Origin of the sequence: Peribacillus simplex (assembly GCF_900156045.1) — a bacterium.
Lineage (GTDB): Bacteria > Bacillota > Bacilli > Bacillales > DSM-1321 > Peribacillus > Peribacillus simplex_D.
Genome location: NZ_FTMX01000015.1, coordinates 42,119 through 62,809, shown reverse-complemented (window position 1 = coordinate 62,809; position 20,691 = coordinate 42,119). Strand labels below are relative to the sequence as shown.

The 20,691-nt window shown below is 41.7% G+C and carries 23 protein-coding genes, 1 rRNA gene and 2 other annotated features; all 24 genes read left to right on the top strand.

Annotated elements, in window-relative coordinates:
* Positions 1-104: ribosomal RNA gene (gene rrf / locus BW986_RS27875) — 5S ribosomal RNA — on the top strand; the annotation flags it as partial.
* Positions 105-467: 363 nt separating this feature from the next.
* Positions 468-929, top strand: a complete 462-nt coding sequence (locus BW986_RS27870) for a CtsR family transcriptional regulator (protein ID WP_048677843.1) — start codon at positions 468-470, stop codon at positions 927-929.
* A gap of 21 nt (positions 930-950) precedes the next feature.
* Entirely contained in the window at positions 951-1,502 is a 552-nt protein-coding gene (locus BW986_RS27865) for a protein-arginine kinase activator protein McsA (protein WP_076372911.1), read from the top strand.
* A complete protein-coding gene (locus BW986_RS27860; RefSeq protein ID WP_076372909.1) occupies positions 1,499-2,575 on the top strand; it encodes a protein-arginine kinase McsB in 1,077 nt (358 codons plus the stop codon). The genes BW986_RS27865 and BW986_RS27860 overlap by 4 nt, the downstream gene beginning before the upstream one ends.
* 130 nt (positions 2,576-2,705) lie before the next feature.
* Entirely contained in the window at positions 2,706-5,147 is a 2,442-nt protein-coding gene (gene clpC, locus BW986_RS27855) for an ATP-dependent protease ATP-binding subunit ClpC (RefSeq protein ID WP_076372907.1), read from the top strand.
* 208 nt (positions 5,148-5,355) lie between these two features.
* On the top strand, positions 5,356-6,744 hold the full coding sequence (radA, locus tag BW986_RS27850; RefSeq protein WP_076372905.1) for a DNA repair protein RadA: 1,389 nt from the start codon (positions 5,356-5,358) through the stop codon (positions 6,742-6,744).
* 2 nt (positions 6,745-6,746) lie between these two features.
* Positions 6,747-7,820, top strand: a complete 1,074-nt coding sequence (gene disA, locus BW986_RS27845; RefSeq protein ID WP_076372903.1) for a DNA integrity scanning diadenylate cyclase DisA — start codon at positions 6,747-6,749, stop codon at positions 7,818-7,820.
* Positions 7,821-8,045: 225 nt separating this feature from the next.
* Positions 8,046-9,143, top strand: a complete 1,098-nt coding sequence (locus BW986_RS27840) for a PIN/TRAM domain-containing protein (protein WP_076372901.1) — start codon at positions 8,046-8,048, stop codon at positions 9,141-9,143.
* Between the two features lie 21 nt (positions 9,144-9,164).
* Positions 9,165-9,854, top strand: coding sequence for a 2-C-methyl-D-erythritol 4-phosphate cytidylyltransferase (gene ispD, locus BW986_RS27835; RefSeq protein ID WP_076372899.1), 690 nt, complete (start codon positions 9,165-9,167; stop codon positions 9,852-9,854).
* Between the two features lie 14 nt (positions 9,855-9,868).
* Complete coding sequence (gene ispF / locus BW986_RS27830; protein ID WP_076372897.1) at positions 9,869-10,348, top strand: 2-C-methyl-D-erythritol 2,4-cyclodiphosphate synthase; 480 nt, start codon at positions 9,869-9,871, stop codon at positions 10,346-10,348.
* Positions 10,349-10,438: 90 nt separating this feature from the next.
* Positions 10,439-11,896, top strand: a complete 1,458-nt coding sequence (gene gltX, locus BW986_RS27825) for a glutamate--tRNA ligase (protein WP_076372895.1) — start codon at positions 10,439-10,441, stop codon at positions 11,894-11,896.
* 42 nt (positions 11,897-11,938) lie between these two features.
* Positions 11,939-12,187: a binding site (T-box leader), on the top strand.
* A gap of 84 nt (positions 12,188-12,271) precedes the next feature.
* Positions 12,272-12,922, top strand: coding sequence for a serine O-acetyltransferase (cysE, locus tag BW986_RS27820; RefSeq protein ID WP_076372893.1), 651 nt, complete (start codon positions 12,272-12,274; stop codon positions 12,920-12,922).
* Position 12,923: 1 nt separating this feature from the next.
* The gene (gene cysS, locus BW986_RS27815; protein WP_076372891.1) at positions 12,924-14,321 is read left to right on the top strand and encodes a cysteine--tRNA ligase; all 1,398 of its coding nucleotides are present in this window, start codon (positions 12,924-12,926) and stop codon (positions 14,319-14,321) included.
* A gap of 3 nt (positions 14,322-14,324) precedes the next feature.
* Positions 14,325-14,747, top strand: a complete 423-nt coding sequence (locus BW986_RS27810) for a Mini-ribonuclease 3 (protein ID WP_076372889.1) — start codon at positions 14,325-14,327, stop codon at positions 14,745-14,747.
* Positions 14,744-15,487 (top strand): 23S rRNA (guanosine(2251)-2'-O)-methyltransferase RlmB, encoded by a 744-nt coding sequence (rlmB, locus tag BW986_RS27805; RefSeq protein ID WP_076372887.1) that lies wholly within the window; start codon positions 14,744-14,746, stop codon positions 15,485-15,487. Before BW986_RS27810 ends, rlmB begins: the two co-directional genes overlap by 4 nt.
* A gap of 4 nt (positions 15,488-15,491) precedes the next feature.
* Positions 15,492-16,001, top strand: a complete 510-nt coding sequence (locus BW986_RS27800; protein WP_034305067.1) for an NYN domain-containing protein — start codon at positions 15,492-15,494, stop codon at positions 15,999-16,001.
* Positions 16,002-16,086: 85 nt separating this feature from the next.
* Positions 16,087-16,719, top strand: coding sequence for an RNA polymerase sporulation sigma factor SigH (gene sigH, locus BW986_RS27795; protein ID WP_094246690.1), 633 nt, complete (start codon positions 16,087-16,089; stop codon positions 16,717-16,719).
* Positions 16,720-16,919: 200 nt separating this feature from the next.
* On the top strand, positions 16,920-17,069 hold the full coding sequence (gene rpmG, locus BW986_RS27790) for a 50S ribosomal protein L33 (RefSeq protein ID WP_076372885.1): 150 nt from the start codon (positions 16,920-16,922) through the stop codon (positions 17,067-17,069).
* 50 nt (positions 17,070-17,119) lie between these two features.
* On the top strand, positions 17,120-17,302 hold the full coding sequence (secE, locus tag BW986_RS27785) for a preprotein translocase subunit SecE (RefSeq protein ID WP_076372883.1): 183 nt from the start codon (positions 17,120-17,122) through the stop codon (positions 17,300-17,302).
* A gap of 257 nt (positions 17,303-17,559) precedes the next feature.
* The gene (gene nusG, locus BW986_RS27780; protein WP_048677866.1) at positions 17,560-18,093 is read left to right on the top strand and encodes a transcription termination/antitermination protein NusG; all 534 of its coding nucleotides are present in this window, start codon (positions 17,560-17,562) and stop codon (positions 18,091-18,093) included.
* A gap of 175 nt (positions 18,094-18,268) precedes the next feature.
* Positions 18,269-18,694, top strand: a complete 426-nt coding sequence (rplK, locus tag BW986_RS27775; RefSeq protein ID WP_063235791.1) for a 50S ribosomal protein L11 — start codon at positions 18,269-18,271, stop codon at positions 18,692-18,694.
* 104 nt (positions 18,695-18,798) lie between these two features.
* Positions 18,799-19,491, top strand: coding sequence for a 50S ribosomal protein L1 (gene rplA, locus BW986_RS27770; protein ID WP_076372881.1), 693 nt, complete (start codon positions 18,799-18,801; stop codon positions 19,489-19,491).
* A gap of 49 nt (positions 19,492-19,540) precedes the next feature.
* Positions 19,541-19,691 (top strand) — a sequence feature (ribosomal protein L10 leader region).
* A 39-nt stretch (positions 19,692-19,730) separates the two neighbouring features.
* On the top strand, positions 19,731-20,231 hold the full coding sequence (rplJ, locus tag BW986_RS27765) for a 50S ribosomal protein L10 (RefSeq protein WP_076372879.1): 501 nt from the start codon (positions 19,731-19,733) through the stop codon (positions 20,229-20,231).
* 62 nt (positions 20,232-20,293) lie between these two features.
* Positions 20,294-20,653, top strand: coding sequence for a 50S ribosomal protein L7/L12 (rplL, locus tag BW986_RS27760; protein WP_034305050.1), 360 nt, complete (start codon positions 20,294-20,296; stop codon positions 20,651-20,653).
* Positions 20,654-20,691: the final 38 nt, after the last annotated feature.

Below are 20,691 nucleotides of genomic sequence, written 5' to 3'. Positions count from 1 at the left end.
AGCGAAGAGGTCACACCCGTTCCCATTCCGAACACGGCAGTTAAGCTCTTCAGCGCCGATGGTAGTTGGGGGTTTCCCCCTGTGAGAGTAGGACGCCGCCAAGCCATTTAGAAAGATCAGCCATCCTGGCTGGTCTTTTTTGTTGTTTGCAATTTAAAAAAGGTTTTTTATTTTAAGGGACAGCATAGGGCTGGCCTTATTTGAATTGTTTACAATATCATGAGGGGGAATTGGGCAGGATTTAAGTGGTGAAACCTTAAGAGAGAAGAAAAATATCAGGTTTTGCATTTATCCTTTTAGGGTATTAATGTAAGATATTTAAACTTTAATGTTCAATGGGGTATGTAACTACATATAATTTGGAGAAAATGGATAATACAGAAAGAAAGTGCGTTTAAGTTGCAAAATGCATTATTCCTTGTATAATAATAGTCAAATATAGTCAAAGTCAGAATGGAGGAGGCTGAGTGAGAAACATATCTGATGTTATCGAAACTTATTTGAAGCAAGTACTTGAAATAAGTCAAAAAGATATCTTGGAGATTAAAAGAAGTGAAATAGCAGATAAATTTCAGTGTGTTCCTTCTCAAATCAATTACGTAATCAATACCAGGTTTACCATCGAGAGAGGTTATGTTGTAGAGAGTAAGCGTGGAGGCGGCGGTTATATACGCATCATGAAAGTCGAATCGCAGGATTCCGTGCAACTTATCAACCAATTATTATCGCTTATTGGTTCAAGGGTAACCCAATCGATGGCTGAAGGAGTAATTTCAAGGCTGATGAATGAAGACGTCATTAATGAAAGAGAAGCAAAGATTATGATGAGCGTTATAGATAGATCGGTGATTTATATCGACCTACCTGACCGCGATGAACTTAGGGCAAGAATTTTAACTGCGATGCTTACGACTTTAAAATATAAATGAAACTGGCAGAGGTGATGAACGTTGATTTGCCAAGAATGTCATCAAAGGCCTGCTACCCTGCACTTCACCAAAATCATCAATGGAAAAAAGACTGAAGTCATGATTTGTGAGAAATGTGCTCAGGAAAAAGGTGAAATGTTCATGGATGCAGGAGGACCTGGTTTTTCAATAAATAATTTATTAGCAGGATTGTTGAATATGGAGTCGAATATTCAACAGACAAAGGCAAATGCATTTCCCAAAACGGAAGAGAGGCGTTGCCCGCATTGTCATCGATCTTATAAAGAATTTGTCCATATTGGTAAGTTTGGCTGTGCCGAATGTTATAAAACGTTCAATGAACAGTTAAATCCCATTTTAAAGAGGGTTCATAGCGGCAATACAGCACATATAGGGAAAATTCCAAAAAGGATCGGTGGCACCATATATCTTCGAAAGCAAATTTTGGATTTAAAAGAAGTTTTAAAGGCCCACATTGATCAAGAGGAGTTTGAGAAAGCGGCAGAGGTAAGAGATAAGGTTCGTTCCCTTGAAAAAAGGTATGAAGCGCAAGAGGGAGGCGAGGAATTATGAGCTTGGAAAAGTTTGTAGAAAACGCCTTGAGTTCCTGGATGAGTGCCGAAGGGCCGGAAATCGATATCGTATTGAGTTCGCGGATTCGGCTGGCCAGGAATTTTAAAGACTTTACCTTCCCAACCTCCTTTTCTAACGAAGAAGCTTTAGAAATCATTGAATTGGTCAAAAAAAGAATCGAAGAAGAAGTAACCCCAGAGATTGGAAAGCTGGAACTTTTAGAGATTGACCAATTGCAGCCACTGGAAAAGCGCGTTCTCGTTGAAAAACATTTAATCAGTCCCCATTTAGTTGAAGATTCAGCGAAAAGCGCATGTCTCCTTTCGGAAAATGAAGAAATAAGCATCATGATAAACGAAGAGGATCATCTCCGTATTCAATGCTTAATGTCGGGGTTGCAGCTAAAGGAAACCTTAAAGATTGCAAATGTTCTTGACGATTGGATTGAAGAATCCATAGACTATGCATATGATGAGGAAAGAGGATACCTGACTAGTTGTCCGACTAATGTGGGAACAGGGTTGAGAGCTTCAGTCATGATGCATCTGCCGGGCCTTGTCCTTACACAGCAGATGAATAATATCATACCTGCTATCAACCAATTGGGGTTGGTGGTTCGCGGGATTTATGGAGAGGGCAGTCAAGCCTTGGGGAATATTTTTCAAATCTCCAATCAGATTACTCTTGGAAAGTCGGAAAGGGATATCGTTGAAGATCTAACAAGTGTAGTGCAACAAATCATAGCCCAGGAACGGTCAGCGAGGGATGCATTAGCGAGGACTTCACACATACAATTAGAAGATAGAATTTTCCGTTCATATGGGATTTTGTCCAATGCCCGCATCATCGAGACCAAGGAAGCAGCTACCTGTATCTCCGATGTTAGATTAGGGATAGATCTTGGGTATATAAAGAATATTTCTAAAAGCATTCTAAATGAGTTGATGATTTTGACGCAGCCGGGATTTTTACAAAAGTACGCAGGTGGTCCTTTAAGACCCCATGAAAGGGATATCCGTAGAGCAGCACTCATCCGAGAACGCTTGAATTTCACGGAATCTTCCTCCTCATAGAGGTCATTGCCTCTTTAGGGAGTAGCAAATTTCATGTAATAGATATGGAGCAAGAAGAAGCTTCTGCCATAACTTTAGAGAATTGCCAGCAACTTTATTCAAAACGAAAATTCTTAAGGAGGAATTCCCTATGATGTTTGGTCGTTTTACTGAAAGAGCCCAGAAAGTATTAGCATTAGCCCAAGAAGAGGCAATCCGTTTAGGTCACAATAATATTGGCACGGAACATATTTTACTGGGCCTTGTCCGAGAAGGTGATGGTATTGCAGCCAAAGCATTATTTGCTCTTGGATTAGGTCCGGATAAGATTCAGAAAGAAGTGGAAAATCTAATTGGCCGTGGACAGGATACGGCTCAAACGATACATTATACCCCAAGAGCCAAGAAAGTCATTGAGCTTTCCATGGATGAGGCAAGAAAATTAGGTCACTCATATGTTGGGACAGAGCATGTTCTTCTAGGTCTTATCCGAGAAGGTGAAGGTGTAGCTGCCCGCGTATTGAATAATTTGGGTGTAAGTTTAAATAAAGCTCGACAACAAGTATTACAACTTCTGGGAAGCAATGAATCAGGTGGTCATCAAGGTTCAGCTGCTTCAAATGCAAGCACGCCTACACTGGATGGCCTTGCACGTGATTTAACGGCGATTGCAAGGGAAGGAAGTTTGGATCCCGTTATCGGAAGAAGTAAGGAAATACAGCGTGTCATCGAGGTATTAAGCCGTCGTACAAAAAATAACCCAGTATTGATCGGTGAACCTGGGGTTGGTAAAACAGCCATTGCTGAAGGGCTTGCCCAACAGATCATCAATAATGAGGTACCTGAAATTTTACGTGATAAACGCGTAATGACACTAGATATGGGTACTGTTGTGGCTGGCACTAAATACCGGGGTGAATTTGAGGACCGGTTGAAGAAAGTTATGGATGAAATACGTCAGGCGGGTAATATCATCCTATTCATCGATGAATTGCATACATTGATTGGTGCTGGTGGTGCAGAAGGTGCCATTGATGCCTCCAATATCCTTAAACCATCATTGGCGCGAGGTGAATTACAATGTATCGGTGCCACGACTTTGGATGAGTACCGGAAGTATATTGAAAAGGATGCTGCGCTTGAACGTCGTTTCCAGCCAATCCAAGTCGATGAGCCGACAATTGAGGAATCCATCCAAATTCTCAAGGGGCTGCGTGACCGTTATGAGGCACATCACCGCGTATCGATTACTGACGAAGCGATTGATGCCGCAGTCAAATTATCCGACCGTTATATTTCCGACCGCTTTTTACCGGATAAAGCGATTGACTTGATTGATGAAGCTGGTTCCAAGGTTAGGCTGCGTTCTTACACAACGCCACCTAACTTAAAAGAACTTGAAGTGAAGCTGGATGATGTTCGTAAGGAAAAGGATGCTTCCGTTCAGAGTCAGGAATTTGAAAAAGCTGCTTCGCTTCGCGATACAGAACAACGTTTAAGAGAACAATTGGAAGAAACGAAAAAAACTTGGAAAGAAAAACAAGGGCAGGAGAACAGTGAAGTGACTGTGGATGACATTGCACACGTCGTATCCAGTTGGACGGGAGTTCCAGTCACTAAATTGGCGCAAACAGAGTCAGACAAACTGCTTAATATGGAGTCAATCCTCCATGATCGTGTAATTGGGCAGGAAGAGGCTGTCATTGCGGTTTCTAAAGCGGTACGACGTGCAAGGGCAGGTTTGAAAGATCCTAAACGTCCAATTGGCTCATTCATCTTCTTGGGACCTACAGGGGTCGGTAAAACCGAGCTTGCCCGTGCTTTAGCTGAATCCATTTTTGGTGATGAAGATGCCATGATCCGCATCGATATGTCCGAATATATGGAGAAACATTCGACTTCACGTCTTGTTGGATCCCCTCCAGGATATGTTGGATACGAAGAAGGCGGTCAGTTAACGGAAAAAGTGCGGAGGAAACCATATTCCGTCGTTCTGCTTGATGAAATTGAAAAGGCGCATCCGGATGTCTTCAATATTCTTCTTCAAGTATTGGAAGACGGAAGACTGACAGATTCCAAGGGACGTACTGTCGATTTCAGGAATACCATCCTGATTATGACGTCGAATGTAGGGGCGTCGGCCTTGAAAACTGATAAGTATGTCGGCTTTAACATCCAAGATACTGGCCAGGACTATAAAAATATGAAAGGGAAAGTGATGGAAGAACTCAAACGTGCATTCCGTCCGGAATTCCTGAATCGTATTGATGAAACTATCGTGTTCCACTCATTAGAGAAGGATCATTTGAAACAAATCGTTACATTAATGTCAAATCAGCTTACTTCCCGTTTGAAAGAACAGGAGATATACTTGGAGCTGACAGATGCGGCTAGGGAAAAAATTGCTACGGAAGGTTTTGATCCCGAATATGGGGCACGGCCAATCCGCAGGGCACTTCAGAAGCATGTAGAAGATTATCTATCCGAAGAGTTGCTTAAGGGCAACGTGAAAAAAGGGCAAACGGTCGTAATGGATGTCGTGAATAATGAGTTTGCAATCCGACAAGGCGAGCCTGTTAATGTAAGTGAATAACCTGATCCTAAACTTCGAGGTACACGCAGATTCTTTTGCAGTGTACCTCTGTTTTTTATCTATAGGTAGATTTGAGTATAATAAATGGGACAAGCAGAGTGCAGAATGAATATTTTTTTAAAAAAACTTAGCCTTAAGAAGGTTTAAATAAAACCGAGGTATAATATCCTTAATATAGATATTTTTTCCAAAAGAAAAGGAGTAATTTATGGCTGTAAAGAAGAAAACAAAATTTATGTGTCAGTCTTGTGGATATGAGTCCCCGAAATGGATGGGGAAATGCCCAGGATGTGGTGAATGGAACAAAATGGTCGAGGAAACCGAGATCGTTAAACCTGCTAGAAAAGGGGCTTTTACCAATTCAGAGGTTAGAGGTTCCGGGGAACGGGAGAAGGCAGCGCCCATAACGACTATTCAATCAGAAAAAGAACCCCGGATTAAGACGGATTTAATGGAATTGAATCGTGCTCTTGGGGGCGGGATCGTACAGGGATCACTTGTATTGATCGGTGGGGACCCTGGTATCGGTAAGTCCACCCTGCTTTTACAGGTATCATCCCAATTGGCGCATAAACAGAAAAAAGTGCTTTATATTTCAGGTGAAGAATCAGTCAAGCAGACCAAATTGAGAGCGGATCGGCTTGGGACCATGTCGGAAAATCTATTCGTTTATGCTGAAACCGATATGGATTATATCCAACAAGCAATTACGGATGTAAAACCGGATTTGGTCATTATTGACTCCATTCAAACGGTATACCATTCGGAGGTTACATCTGCCCCGGGAAGCGTTTCACAAGTGAGGGAGTGCACAGCCTCACTCATGCGCATTGCTAAAACGAACGGAATCGCGATTTTTATCGTCGGCCACGTTACAAAGGAAGGGGCCATCGCGGGGCCGCGGCTGCTTGAGCACATGGTTGACACTGTATTATATTTTGAAGGTGAAAGACACCATACATATCGAATTATACGTGCGGTTAAAAATCGCTTTGGTTCGACGAATGAGATGGGCATTTTTGAAATGAAAGAACATGGATTGGAAGAGGTCGCGAATCCATCGGAAATTTTCCTTGAAGAACGGTCGCAGGGAGCCTCGGGTTCCACAGTCGTCGCATCCATGGAGGGCACAAGGCCGGTGCTAGTTGAAATTCAAGCATTGATTTCACCTACGAGTTTTGGCAATCCGCGGCGAATGGCCACGGGAATCGACCACAATCGAGTTTCGCTTTTAATGGCTGTTCTGGAAAAGAGAGTGGGCTTACTGCTCCAAAACCAAGATGCGTATTTAAAGGTTGCTGGTGGTGTCAAGCTGGATGAACCTGCAATTGACCTCGCTGTCGCAATAAGCATTGCTTCAAGCTTCCGTGATAAACCAACAAACCCTGCAGATTGCATCATTGGTGAAGTGGGGCTGACTGGTGAGGTAAGAAGGGTGTCAAGAATTGAACAAAGGGTGCAGGAAGCCGCAAAATTAGGGTTTGAGCGGGTTATCATACCGGCTAATAATATAGGGGGATGGACCGCGCCGAAGGGTATTAAGATCGTGGGTGTTTCATCGGTTTCGGAGGCTCTTAAACAATCGTTAGGGGGTTAAGTATGACAGATAAAAAAGGGTATGAGAAAACAAAATTGGAAATTCTGCAAATTGTAGCTCCGGGTACCCCGCTTAGGGAGGGGATTGAAAATGTCCTGAGGGCAAACACAGGTGGTTTGATAGTGGTCGGATATAATGAGAAGGTGCGAGTGATCGTGGATGGCGGCTTCGAAATCAATTGCAGCTGTACCCCCAGCACATTATATGAGTTGGCAAAGATGGATGGGGCCATCATTTTAAATGAAACAGCCGATAAGATCATTTTCGCCAATGCCCAGCTAGTGCCGGATAACAGTACACCTTCCACTGAAACGGGAATGCGGCATAGGACAGCGGAACGTGTTGCAAGGGAGACCAAGTCGTTGGTCATCGCAATCTCACAACGTCGGAATGTCATCACATTATATCAAGGCAACTTCCGATATGCCCTTAAAGATATAGGAGTCATACTTGCCAAGGCTAATTTAGCCATCCAGACCTTGGAAAAATACAAGGTGGTTCTGCAGCAGAGCATATCGGTTTTAGGAGCGCTCGAGTTTGAGGAAATCGTGACCTATGCCGACCTTTTGCAGGTATTTCACCGATATGTAATGGTGCTCAGAATCAAGGCGGAGCTATTAACGTACCTTAATGAGCTTGGTACGGAAGGAAGATTGATCCGTTTGCAAATGAATGAAATCCTGGCAGATATTGAAACGGAAGGAAAATGGCTTATCAAGGATTATACCTCCAGTAATGATGAAAATCCTGAGGAAATCATTTTTAGGCTTCAAGAGTTGGCCATGCAGGAAAAACTGGATGAAAGCATTCTTCTTAAGGTGCTGGGCTATCATGGTTACATACACCTTGATGAGTCAGTACATCCCCGTGGTTACCGTATTCTTCATAAAATCCCACGCTTGCCGGGTTTGATCATCGAAAATTTAGTGAAACAGTTCGGAAGCTTTAGTGAAGTCAATAAAGCTACGGTTGAAAACCTTGATGATGTGGAGGGCATAGGCGAAGTCCGGGCTAATAAAATCAAAGAAGGACTCCGGATTTTAAAAAATCAGCTTGTCACAAATAGAAGGATGTAGGTGCGGCTGACCTTTAAAATTCCCCTGAACTAGCTTGAAATTGGTTGGTGTTTATTTTTGACACTCAAAACTCAGGGTGCTAGGCTAATATTACGAAAAAGAGAAGAAATCATATTTGTAAATCCACTAATTCCTTAAGTGAATTTAACGTATATAATGAAAACGAATTTTCGAAGGTTTCATTTTATTTTATTGGTCAATAATGAGTAGAAGGAGGTGAAAGGGATGTTAAAACGCATTATACAAGCATGCTTCTTAATAGTCGGCGGAACACTTGGTATGTTACTTATTCCAGAATTATTAATTGTTTTACATGCAGATGATATTGCTTTAATAAACAATCCTTATGTAAGTGTACTGTTGGGTGCCATTATCTTTTATCTTATAACTTTTTGGGCAGTAGATCATGTGATCTATTTTATGAAGTGGCTGGAGGAACAGCTTGTAAAGATACCGATTACGGATATAATCTTTGGCAGCGTCGGTCTTTTAGTGGGACTGCTTGCGGCGTTCTTGGTTGGCTCTGCCTTCAGTGCCATCAAGGTTCCTATTCTAAATACAGTGGTTCCCATCATCCTTACGCTTTTATTTGGTTATCTTGGTTTTCAGGTGGGCTTTAAAAAGCGTGATGAGCTATTGAGTTTATTCACGAAAAGCAATAAGAAAAAGAACACGGATGGTGAAGCGAGCGAAGAGGATGAAGAGGGGTATAGCAAGCGGCTGAAGATTCTCGATACAAGCGTCATCATTGATGGCAGAATTGCAGATATTTGTCAGACAGGCTTTCTGGAGGGTACCATAGTCATTCCTCAATTCGTATTAAACGAACTGCAGCACATTGCCGATTCATCCGATGCATTGAAAAGGAATCGTGGAAGGCGTGGTTTGGATATCTTGAATCGGATTCAAAAAGACCTTCCGATTAAAGTGGAGATGTACGAAGGGGATTTTGAAGACATTCAGGAAGTGGACAGTAAACTAGTGAAACTTGCCAAAATATCGGGCGGAATGGTCGTTACCAATGATTTCAATTTAAACAAAGTATGCGAGTTTCAAAATGTGGCGGTCCTTAATATCAATGACCTTGCCAATGCCGTAAAACCTGTTGTCCTTCCTGGGGAAGAGATGAATGTTCAGGTCATCAAGGATGGGAAAGAGCAGAACCAGGGCATCGCTTATTTAGACGATGGCACCATGATCGTTGTCGAGGGTGGCCGTGACCATATCGGGAAACGCATCGATGTACTTGTCACAAGTGTATTGCAAACTTCTGCAGGCCGTATGATATTCGCTAAACCGAAACTATTAGAAAAAGCATTATAAAGAAGAGTAGGAGAAACCGTTATGTTTTATGAAGTAGTGATACCTGCAGCTGGACAAGGCAAAAGAATGAAGGCGGGCAAGAATAAACTTTTTATTGAACTATCGGGTATCCCGATTATTGTTTATACACTGCGTGTCTTCGAAGAAGATCCTGACTGTCGGGGGATCATCCTTTCGATAAACCCGGCAGAAAAGGATTATTTCAATCAATTGATTGCAGCGTATGGGCTTAAAAAGGTCAAGAAACTGGTCATGGGTGGAAAGGAGCGCCAACAAAGCGTTTATAATGGACTGCAACATGCAGGAGAAGAAATCATCCTGGTCCACGACGGTGCCCGCCCTTTTATCAATGTTGGGCAAATCAGTGAATTGACTACTGCCGCCTCCCTTCATGGAGGTGCCGTAATTGCAGTGCCCGTTAAGGATACGATTAAAAAAGCATCAAACAATAAGGTAGTGGAAACAGTGGAACGATCAAGCTTGTGGGCGGTACAAACTCCACAAGCTTTTCGTGTATCCATATTAAAAAGTGCGTATGAACAGGCAGAAGCTGATGCATTTTTAGGGACGGATGATGCAAGTTTGCTAGAGCGGATCAATGAACAGGTAGTTATTATTGAGGGCAATTATGATAATATTAAAATTACGACTCAGGAAGACCTTTATTTTGCAGAAGCGATTTTACATAAACAACAACATGGAAAACGATGATTGGGGAGAATGATATGTTTAGAATAGGACAAGGATATGACGTTCATCAGCTTGTGGAGGGGAGACCTTTGATTATTGGCGGGATTACGATTCCGTATGAGAAAGGTTTGCTAGGTCATTCGGATGCGGATGTCCTTCTGCATACTGTTGCTGATGCCTGCTTGGGGGCAATTGGTGCAGGGGATATCGGTAAGCATTTTCCGGATACCGATCCTGAATTTAAAGATGCCGATTCGGCAAAACTGATGCAGCATATTTGGGCGATCGTAAAAAAAGAAGGATATTCGCTAGGTAATGCGGATTGTACAATCATTGCACAAAGCCCGAAAATGGCACCGTATATTGAGGAAATGCGAGGCAGGATTGCTGAACTTTTAGATGCGTCGATAGACAGGATTAATGTAAAGGCGACCACTACCGAGAAACTTGGATTTACAGGCAGGAGCGAAGGAATCGCGGCACAGGCTGTGGTTTTATTGGTTAAATCAAACTAATTTCGTTTTTAGAGTGGATGCCTTTATCCCAATGTATTTAAATGATAATATATACAATAGAATAGAACGACTGGGAGGTCTATATATATCATGAGCAGCGATATTCGAGTTCGCTATGCACCGAGTCCGACTGGACATTTACATATTGGTAATGCACGGACTGCTTTATTTAATTATTTATATGCACGAAATAAAGGCGGGAAATTCATCATCCGTATTGAAGATACCGACCAAAAGAGAAATATTGAAGGCGGAGAGGAAAGTCAGCTTAAATATTTGAAATGGCTTGGTATGGATTGGGATGAAGGTGTTGATGTTGGCGGTGAATTCGGGCCATATCGTCAATCCGAAAGGAACGACCTTTATCAGGAATTGTATCAAGAGCTTTTAGATAAGGGTTTGGCATATAAATGCTATTGTACGGAAGAAGAACTTGAAGCAGAGCGTGAAGGACAGGTCGAACGGAATGAAACGCCAAAATATTCAGGGAAGTGCAAGCATTTAACCGAAGAAGAGCAAGCGGAGCTAGTGGCTCAAGGAAGAAAACCGAGCATTCGCTTTGCCGTTCCAGCTGGGAAGGTCCTAACTTTTAAAGATATGGTTAAGGATGAGGTTTCGTTTGAAGCGGATGGCTTTGGTGATTTTGTCATCGTTAAAAAAGATGGCATTCCAACCTATAACTTTGCAGTGGCCGTCGATGATCACTTGATGAAGATTTCCCATGTCCTTCGCGGTGATGATCATATCTCCAATACTCCAAAACAACTGATGATTTATGAAGCTTTCGGCTGGGAACCGCCGGTATTCGGACATATGACGCTGATTGTAAACGAAAGCAGGAAGAAACTGAGTAAACGTGATGAGTCGATCATTCAATTCATTGAGCAATATGAAGAGCTTGGTTATGTACCTGAAGCTTTATTCAATTTCATTACATTACTTGGATGGTCTCCGGTCGGGGAAGAAGAGATTTTCACGAAGGAAGAATTCATTAATCTTTTCGATGCTGATCGACTGTCTAAATCACCTGCACTTTTCGATAAACAAAAGCTTACATGGATGAATAACCAATATGTGAAGCAATTGGACGTAAATCGTGCAGTGGAATTGTCAATGCCTCACTTAATTAAAGCCGGGAAGGTTTCAGAGACAATGACCGCCGAAGAAGAAGAGTGGGTACATGGGCTAGTTTCCCTTTTTCAAGAGCAGATGAGCTATGGAGCGGAAATAGTCGAGCTATCTGAACTGTTTTTCAAGGATGAGGTCGTGTTCGAGGAAGAAGCTAAGGAAGTACTGGCTGAAGAACAGGTACCGGAAGTCATGAAAGCTTTCCTTCAGGAGATCGACGGCCTTGAAGAATTTAACGCGGATGAAATCAAGAAGTCGATTAAAGCCGTACAAAAAGGCACAGGCCATAAAGGGAAAAAATTATTCATGCCGATAAGGGCGGCCGTCACGGGTCAAACACATGGTCCTGACTTGCCTAAGGCGATTTCATTATTGGGCAAAGAAAAAATTAAACAGCGTATTCAGAGTATTTTATATTAACAATTTGTCAAAAATGTAATATAGTATTTAATAATCTTACAAAAGAACGCGTAGATGGGGAGAAGTAAGTAAACGAAGCTTTTTAGAGAGAACCATAACCTGCTGAAAGTGGTTCAGGCCTCTCGTTTTCTGAAATGCACCCTTGAGTCCTTTGCTGAACTAACCTATAGTAGGCACAGGCGGAATGTCCTCCGTTACAGGGATTAAAGTTGGGGATGAAAAAACAGGAAAAAGCTTTACCTGCTTCGTACATTCCAAACAGAGTGGAACCGCGCTTAAAGCGTCTCTGTCTATTTGGACAGAGACGCTTTTTTATATGCTTTAAAAGCTTCAAAGGGGATGTTGGAAAAGTACGGAACATAGGGGGGAATCATTTTGTTAAAGATGTTTAAAGAGGATATCGAAGTGGTTTTTGATCAAGATCCTGCTGCGCGCAGCTATTTGGAAGTCATATTGACGTACGCGGGTTTACATGCGATTTGGAGTCATAGGATGGCTCACGCATTATTTAAGAAGAAATTCTTTTTCCTGGCGAGAAGTATATCTCAGATCAGTCGGTTTTTTACCGGAATTGAAATTCATCCTGGGGCTACGATTGGCCGTCGTTTCTTCATTGACCATGGAATGGGGATCGTCATTGGCGAAACTTGTGAAATTGGCGACAATGTATCTGTCTTTCAAGGTGTAACCCTTGGGGGGACAGGAAAGGAAAAGGGAAAACGTCATCCTACGATAAAGGATAACGTATTGATTGCTACAGGAGCAAAAGTGCTGGGTTCCATCACTGTTGGGGAAAACTCAAAAATCGGTGCAGGATCGGTCGTTTTAAAGGAAGTGCCACCTAATTCCACAGTGGTGGGCATTCCAGGTAAAGTGGTCATTCAAGATGGTATCAAAATCAACAAAGATCTAAATCATTGTGATCTTCCTGATCCAATCGCTGATCGCTTTAAGGAATTGGATAGTGAAATCAGGGCTTTAAGAGCGAAGATGGCTGAACAGAGGCAGGAAGAAAGGAGTCTATAATATGGCGATTAAAATATATAACACAGCTACAAGAAAAAAGGAAACCTTCGTCCCGATTGAAGAGGGAAAGGTGAAGATGTACGTATGCGGACCCACTGTTTATAATTACATTCATATTGGTAATGCAAGACCCGCAATCGTATTCGATACCGTTCGTAGGTATTTGGATTACCGTGGATATGATGTGCAATTCGTTTCGAATTTTACGGATGTGGATGATAAGCTGATTCGTGCTGCAAAAGAATTGGGGGAAGATGTCCCAACCATATCGGAGCGTTTCATCAAGGCTTATTTTGAAGACGTGTCGGCATTGGGCTGCAAAAAAGCGGATGCTCACCCAACTGTAATGGAGAACATGGATGCAATCATTGAATTCATCTCGGCATTAATTGAGAAAGGATTCGCTTATGAATCTGAAGGGGATGTGTATTACCGAACTCGTAAGTTTGAGGGGTATGGAAAACTTTCACATCAGTCCATCGATGAGCTGCGAGTGGGGGCACGTATTGAAATAGGGGAGAAAAAACAAGATGCCCTTGATTTTGCCCTTTGGAAAACGGCCAAGGATGATGAAATATCTTGGGAGAGCCCATGGGGTAAGGGGCGTCCTGGCTGGCATATCGAATGCTCCGCAATGGTCAAAAAGTATTTGGGAGATACAATCGATATTCATGCAGGAGGTCAAGATCTGGCTTTCCCGCATCATGAAAATGAAATTGCACAATCCGAGGCATTGACTGGTAAGACCTTTGCGAATTATTGGATGCATAACGGGTATATAAATATTGAGAATGAAAAAATGTCTAAGTCCTTAGGCAATTTCGTCCTTGTGCATGACATCATTCAGAAGCATGATCCACAAGTGTTACGCTTCTTTATGTTATCTGTACATTACCGTCATCCCATCAATTATAGTGAAGAAGTGCTTGAAAATGTAAAAGCGTCCCTCGATCGCTTAAGGACTTCTTATCAAAACTTAAAACATCGCCTTCAAGTTAGTGACGGATTGACTGAGAATAATGATGTTTGGTTGGGGAAGCTGAATGAATTACATGAACAATTCATTAAGGAAATGGACGATGATTTCAACACGGCTAATGCAATATCCATGCTCTTTGAACTTTCCAAACAGGCAAATTATTACTTGATGGAGAAAAACACAGACAAGGAAGTGATTGATGCTTTCCTTGATAAATTCAACATCTTATTTTCTGTCCTAGGTTTGTCCCTTGAAGAGGAGGGGCTGTTGGATGAAGAGATTGAAGGCTTGATACAGCAGAGAATTCAAGCGCGGAAAGACCGCAATTTTGGGTTATCTGATGAAATTCGTGATCGCTTGAAAAACATGAATATCATATTAGAGGATACCCCTCAAGGTACAAGATGGAAAAGAGGGTAATTAATGCTTCATTACGATAGTAAGGTAGATGCAAAAATGCTGAACAGTCTTGCTTTAGCATATATAGGTGATGCTGTATACGAAACGTATATACGGCATCACCTCATTCAAAAAGGAGCGGTCAAGCCCAATCTGCTCCACAAAAAAGCTACATCTTTTGTAGCTGCTAAAGCGCAAAATAAAATCATCCACTTTTTCCTGGAGTCAGATTGGTTATCGGAAGAGGAATCCGCTGTCGTTCGGCGTGGGCGAAATGCAAAATCCGGTACGGTACCGAAGAATACAGATGTGCAAACGTATCGCTACAGTACAGCCTTCGAGGCACTTATGGGCTTTTTGTATTTATCCGGCCGAAAAGAAAGAATGGAAGAACTTATCAAAAAATCCATTGAATACATTGAAGAAGAAAAGGGGAGTAACCCATGAGCGAAGAATATATCATTGGCAGGAACCCCGTATTGGAGGCACTTCGCTCCGAACGGGATATTAATAAAATTTGGATAGCCGAGGGCTCGCAAAAAGGCTCGATGCAACCGCTCATCGGTCTGGCGAAGGAAAAGAAGGTATTCGTGCAAATCGTCCCGAAGAAAAAGATCGACCAAATGGCAGAAGGCATCCATCAAGGCGTTATCGCACAAGTGGCTGCATATGAATATGTGGAGCTGGATGACTTATTCGCAAAAGCGGCTGAACGGGACGAAGCACCTTTTTTCATGATTCTTGATGAAATTGAAGATCCGCATAATTTAGGGTCGATCATGAGGACGGCCGATGCAGTCGGGGCCCATGGAATCATCATCCCAAAAAGAAGAGCGGTGGGCTTGACGGCAACAGTGGCAAAAGCTTCGACGGGTGCAATCGAATATATTCCGGTAGCTCGCGTGACAAATTTGGCTAGAGCGGTGGAAGAGTTGAAAGAGCGAGGGGTATGGATAGTCGGTACCGATGCGAAAGGCAGCGATGATTACCGTAACATGGACGGAAAGATGCCTATCGGACTTGTTATCGGCAGCGAAGGAAAAGGCATGGCCCGGTTAATGAAGGATAAATGTGATTTTCTCATCCGTCTCCCTATGGCAGGACAAGTAACTTCGTTAAATGCATCGGTAGCGGCCGGTTTATTGATGTATGAGGTTTATAGAAAAAGAAATCCTCTAGGACAATAATGAAATGAATATTCTGTTGGTGGACGGTTATAACATTATTGGAGCTTGGCCGGAACTGAGAGAATTAAAAGAACGGGATCTTGCTGCTGCAAGAGATCGGCTGATAGAAATGATGGCGGAATATCAAGCATTTACCGGATACCGTGTAATTGTCGTATTTGACGCTCAATATGTTCAGGGAATTGCCCGCATATTCAAAAATCACAAAGTTGACGTAATTTTTACAAAAGAAAATGAAACTGCGGATGAAAGAATAGAAAAGATGGCGATTGAACTGAATAATGTCAAAACGCAAATTCAAGTGGCGACCTCTGACTTCACGGAACAGTGGGTGATTTTTGGCCAAGGGGCCCTAAGGAAATCCGCTCGTGAACTGCTTATTGAAATGGAAGAAATTCAAGGTGAAATCAAGAAAGATGTAAGAAAAACAACGACGATAAGACCCGTGGCTAAAATTCCTTTAAGTGAAGAAGTGGCAGAAATTTTCGAAAAATGGCGCCGGGGTAAAATTTGAACCATTGACGGGTAAAATTTACCTGCTGTATAATATTTCTATCTGAGTCAGGTCAGGGGGATATAATGTGGGTCTCAAATTCGGAATGAAGCTGAACGAAAAGTATCTGCAGTTTGAGGATGATGAATTGATAGGGTTGGTGCACACTGGAGACAGTGAAGCGCTGGATTATTTGATCCAAAAGTATCGTAATTTTGTAAGAGCGAAGGCAAGGACTTATTTCTTGATTGGTGCCGATAAGGAAGACATCGTGCAAGAAGGTATGATTGGTTTATATAAAGCCGTCCGTGATTTTAAAGGGGATAAATTATCTTCTTTTAAAGCATTTGCAGAACTATGCATTACGAGGCAGATCATTACAGCTATCAAAACAGCAACACGTCAAAAACATATTCCGCTCAATTCCTATGTTTCCCTGGACAAGCCCATTTATGATGAGGAATCGGATCGAACTCTAATGGATATCATATCGGGTACGAAAGTTTTGGACCCGGAAGAACTGATCATCAACCAAGAAGAGTTTGACGATATCGAATTAAAGATGGCCGAGCTCCTGAGTGATCTTGAGAGAAAAGTGTTAGCTCTTTACCTTGATGGACAAACCTACCAAGAAATTTCGGAAGAGTTGAACCGGCATGTTAAGTCAATCGACAACGCCCTTCAGCGGGTGAAAAGAAAGCTCGAGCGCTATCTGGAAGTAAGGGAAATCAGTTTATAATCCCTCCGCTTTTTCCGCTTAATTTCATCTGTCCCTTCTCCACATGGAAGTTTATTATTCACTAAAATTTTTAATGGATGTCATGTATCCGATGTTTTGATTTCCGGTGTCCATTATGGGTGGAACCCGCTTTGATATTGACAATAAAAAACAGCCGTGATAAGGTTTTATGGATATAGTAGATAGGATAGGTGTATCTAATGCGAAAAAAAATAGTTCTTGCATGCAGTGATTGCGGTTCAAGAAATTATAGTTATGAGAGCAAACAATCGACAAGCGGCGAACGACTGGAAATCAAGAAATTTTGCAGTACGTGCAACTCACACTCGATTCATAAAGAAACGAAATAACCGTTTTATAAATAGATTGACAGAAGCTTCTAAAGCTTGGAGGTACATTCATGAAACGTTTTACCGAATTTTTCAGCGGAGTCGCTCGCGAAATGCGAAAAGTAAGCTGGCCGAAACGCAAGGAGCTTACCAAATATACAATCGTGGTAGTAACGACTGTATTGTTCATGGCTTTGTTCTTTACAGTGGTCGATTTGGGCATTTCCGAATTAATTCGCTTAGTTATTGAATAAGAGATTCAAAAATAAGGTATAATAGTGATAGAATAATATGTGTCAGCAGAAAAGCCCGGAAACGGGTTTTTTAATTTGTCTTTTTTAATAAGTGAAGAAGCTCAAAATCGAGCACTGCTGTAATATGAATCATCACAATATTTTCTAGTTGAGTCGGGATGACGCTGGTATGGTATTTTGGCTAAAACGTTCAAAGATAAAGATTAATAAAGAAAATGATTGATTGCAGGGAGGGAAGGACGTTAAAGTCCTAACACATGGAAAAGAATTGGTATGTAGTTCACACCTATTCAGGTTATGAGAACAAGGTTAAGGCTAACTTGGAAAAACGTGTTGAAACTATGGGGATGGAAGACAAGATCTTTCGCGTTGTAGTTCCAGAAGAAGAAGAAACAGAAGTTAAAGATGGCAAAAAGAAAGTGACAAAAAAGAAAGTGTTTCCAGGTTATGTATTGGTTGAGATCATCATGACGGATGATTCATGGTATGTTGTACGGAATACGCCAGGCGTAACAGGTTTCGTAGGTTCATCTGGAGCTGGGTCAAAACCGACTGCGTTGCTTCCTGAGGAAATTGAAGTCGTCCTTAAACGAATGGGCGTAGATGAAAGCAAAATCGAGGTTGATTTTGAAATCGGTGATACGGTCCAAGTTAAAGAAGGACCATTCGCAACCTTTGCAGGGCCAATTGAAGAACTTGATAAAGACAAAGGTAAAGTAAGGGTCCTAGTCAATATGTTCGGTCGTGATACACCGGTTGAACTTGATTTTAATCAAGTGGAAAAATTATAAACGGAAAAAAACTTGAAATTGCCTTTTGAAAGTGGTAAAATTTCAAAGGTCAGTATGTTTCAAATTTTTAGGCCTCAACGATACAAGCATTCTTTATTAATATATAAAGAATTCAAGATGAGTGGGAGGGTATTACCCTATTACCACATCACGGACTTATAAGGAGGTGTGTCTCGTGGCTAAAAAAGTAATTAAAATGGTTAAATTGCAAATTCCTGCTGGTAAAGCGAATCCGGCACCGCCAGTCGGTCCTGCATTAGGTCAAGCTGGTGTAAACATCATGGGATTCTGTAAGGAGTTCAACGCTCGTACAGCAGATCAAGCTGGTCTAATTATTCCTGTTGAAATCACGGTATTTGAAGACCGTTCATTTACATTCATTACAAAAACTCCGCCGGCTGCAGTATTGCTTAAGAAAGTAGCTGGTATCGAGTCTGGTTCTGGTGAACCTAACCGTAAAAAAGTTGCTACAGTCAAGCGTGATCAAGTGCGCGAGATTGCTGAAACTAAAATGCCTGACCTAAACGCTGCAAGCGTAGAAGCTGCAATGCGTATGGTTGAAGGTACTGCTCGCAGCATGGGTATTGTCATCGAAGACTAATCCATGTAATTGCTATTTGTTTCTACGGGGTTGCGATTGATACTCGCAACCTTTATTCGTGGGAGGTCATTCCGTTAAAACCACAATTTAGGAGGATTTATATCATGGCGAAAAAAGGTAAAAAGTATCTTGAAGCAGCTAAGCTTGTAGAAGTTTCTAAGGCTTATGCTGTAACTGAAGCAATCGAAGTTGCTAAAAAAGCAAACTTCGCAAAATTCGATGCGACTGTTGAAGTTGCTTTCCGTTTAGGCGTAGACCCTAAGAAAGCTGACCAACAAATTCGTGGAGCTGTTGTTCTTCCGAATGGTACTGGTAAAACTCAACGCGTATTAGTGTTCGCTAAAGGCGAAAAAGCAAAAGAAGCGGAAGCTGCTGGTGCTGACTACGTTGGCGAATCTGACTACATCAACAAAATCCAACAAGGATGGTTCGAATTCGATGTAATCGTTGCGACTCCAGACATGATGGGTGAAGTTGGTAAACTTGGCCGTGTATTAGGACCTAAAGGTTTAATGCCTAACCCTAAAACTGGCACAGTAACTTTCGATGTAACGAAAGCTGTTAATGAAATCAAAGCTGGTAAAGTTGAATACCGCGTAGATAAAGCTGGTAACATCCATGCTCCAATCGGTAAAGTATCTTTCGAAGATGCTAAACTAGTGGAAAACTTCACTACTATCTATGATACATTATTAAAAGTTAAACCTGCGGCTGCTAAAGGAACTTACATGAAAAACGTTTCTGTAACAACTACAATGGGCCCTGGTGTGAAAGTTGATCCTTCTACTTTCAAATAATAATTGACATACCAAAACTATTATTGTTATAATAAGTTTTGTTGTGAATAAATGAATACTATTTGTACCGTAGACAGTAGGTGCTCATTACGAGCTTAATTCCCTGCCGAGGTAATTCGATAATAATAGTCCTGGACTATGACTTTTGAAATTACTGCCTTCATGTCTGCAATAGAGATGAAGGCTTTTTCTTTGAAACGGTATAAATGTTTTCAAGCAAATCTACAGGAGGTGTAAGGATGAACGCAATTATTGAACAAAAGCAAAAAATCGTTGCTGAGATTTCTGATAAGTTAACTTCAAGCCAATCAACAGTAGTTGTTGACTACCGTGGATTGACTGTTGCTCAAGTAACAGAACTTCGTAAGCAACTTCGTGAAGCTGGCGTTGAGTTTAAAGTTTACAAAAACTCTTTAACTCGCCGTGCTGCTGAAAGTGCTGAACTTAGCGCTTTGAACGAATCATTAACAGGTCCAAACGCAATTGCATTCTCAACTGAAGATGTTATTGCGCCAGCAAAAATCCTTAACGATTTTGCGAAAAAACATGAAGCTTTAGAAATCAAAGCTGGAGTTATCGAAGGAAATGTTGCAACTGCTGAAGAAATTAAAGCTCTTGCAGAACTACCTTCACGCGAAGGCCTACTTTCAATGCTACTCAGCGTGCTACAAGCACCTATGCGCGGACTTGCTCTTGCTACAAAAGCTGTTGCAGAGCAAAAAGAAGAACAAGGCGCGTAAGCTAACCGCTTATCTAGCCTATTGATTCAAAAAAAACCAACCATTTCGAGGAGGAAATAAAAATGACTAAAGATCAAATCATTGAAGCAGTTAAAAATATGACTGTTTTAGAATTAAACGACCTTGTAAAAGCAATCGAAGAAGAATTCGGCGTAACTGCTGCTGCACCTGTAGCTGTAGCTGCTGCTGGTGGCGCTGCTGCTGAAGAAAAAACTGAGTTTGATGTAATCCTTACATCTGCTGGAGATCAAAAAATCAAAGTTATCAAAGCTGTACGTGAAGTTACAGGTCTTGGACTTAAAGAAGCAAAAGAACTTGTTGACAACACTCCAAAAGCAATCAAAGAAGCTGCTTCTAAAGAAGAAGCTGAAGAAATCAAAGCTAAACTTGAAGAAGTTGGAGCTGGCGTTGAAGTTAAGTAATCTTGCATAAACAAAAAGCTCGCTATCACTGGCGGGCT

Coding starts and splice junctions, on each gene's coding strand:
- BW986_RS27860 (WP_076372909.1), top strand. CDS start 1,499: ATGAGCTTGGAAAAGTTTGTAGAAAACGCCTTGAGTTCCTGGATGAGT.
- clpC (WP_076372907.1), top strand. CDS start 2,706: ATGATGTTTGGTCGTTTTACTGAAAGAGCCCAGAAAGTATTAGCATTA.
- radA (WP_076372905.1), top strand. CDS start 5,356: ATGGCTGTAAAGAAGAAAACAAAATTTATGTGTCAGTCTTGTGGATAT.
- disA (WP_076372903.1), top strand. CDS start 6,747: ATGACAGATAAAAAAGGGTATGAGAAAACAAAATTGGAAATTCTGCAA.
- BW986_RS27840 (WP_076372901.1), top strand. CDS start 8,046: ATGTTAAAACGCATTATACAAGCATGCTTCTTAATAGTCGGCGGAACA.
- ispD (WP_076372899.1), top strand. CDS start 9,165: ATGTTTTATGAAGTAGTGATACCTGCAGCTGGACAAGGCAAAAGAATG.
- ispF (WP_076372897.1), top strand. CDS start 9,869: ATGTTTAGAATAGGACAAGGATATGACGTTCATCAGCTTGTGGAGGGG.
- gltX (WP_076372895.1), top strand. CDS start 10,439: ATGAGCAGCGATATTCGAGTTCGCTATGCACCGAGTCCGACTGGACAT.
- cysS (WP_076372891.1), top strand. CDS start 12,924: ATGGCGATTAAAATATATAACACAGCTACAAGAAAAAAGGAAACCTTC.
- BW986_RS27810 (WP_076372889.1), top strand. CDS start 14,325: ATGCTTCATTACGATAGTAAGGTAGATGCAAAAATGCTGAACAGTCTT.
- rlmB (WP_076372887.1), top strand. CDS start 14,744: ATGAGCGAAGAATATATCATTGGCAGGAACCCCGTATTGGAGGCACTT.
- BW986_RS27800 (WP_034305067.1), top strand. CDS start 15,492: ATGAATATTCTGTTGGTGGACGGTTATAACATTATTGGAGCTTGGCCG.
- sigH (WP_094246690.1), top strand. CDS start 16,087: ATGAAGCTGAACGAAAAGTATCTGCAGTTTGAGGATGATGAATTGATA.
- rpmG (WP_076372885.1), top strand. CDS start 16,920: ATGCGAAAAAAAATAGTTCTTGCATGCAGTGATTGCGGTTCAAGAAAT.
- secE (WP_076372883.1), top strand. CDS start 17,120: ATGAAACGTTTTACCGAATTTTTCAGCGGAGTCGCTCGCGAAATGCGA.
- nusG (WP_048677866.1), top strand. CDS start 17,560: ATGGAAAAGAATTGGTATGTAGTTCACACCTATTCAGGTTATGAGAAC.
- rplA (WP_076372881.1), top strand. CDS start 18,799: ATGGCGAAAAAAGGTAAAAAGTATCTTGAAGCAGCTAAGCTTGTAGAA.
- rplJ (WP_076372879.1), top strand. CDS start 19,731: ATGAACGCAATTATTGAACAAAAGCAAAAAATCGTTGCTGAGATTTCT.
- rplL (WP_034305050.1), top strand. CDS start 20,294: ATGACTAAAGATCAAATCATTGAAGCAGTTAAAAATATGACTGTTTTA.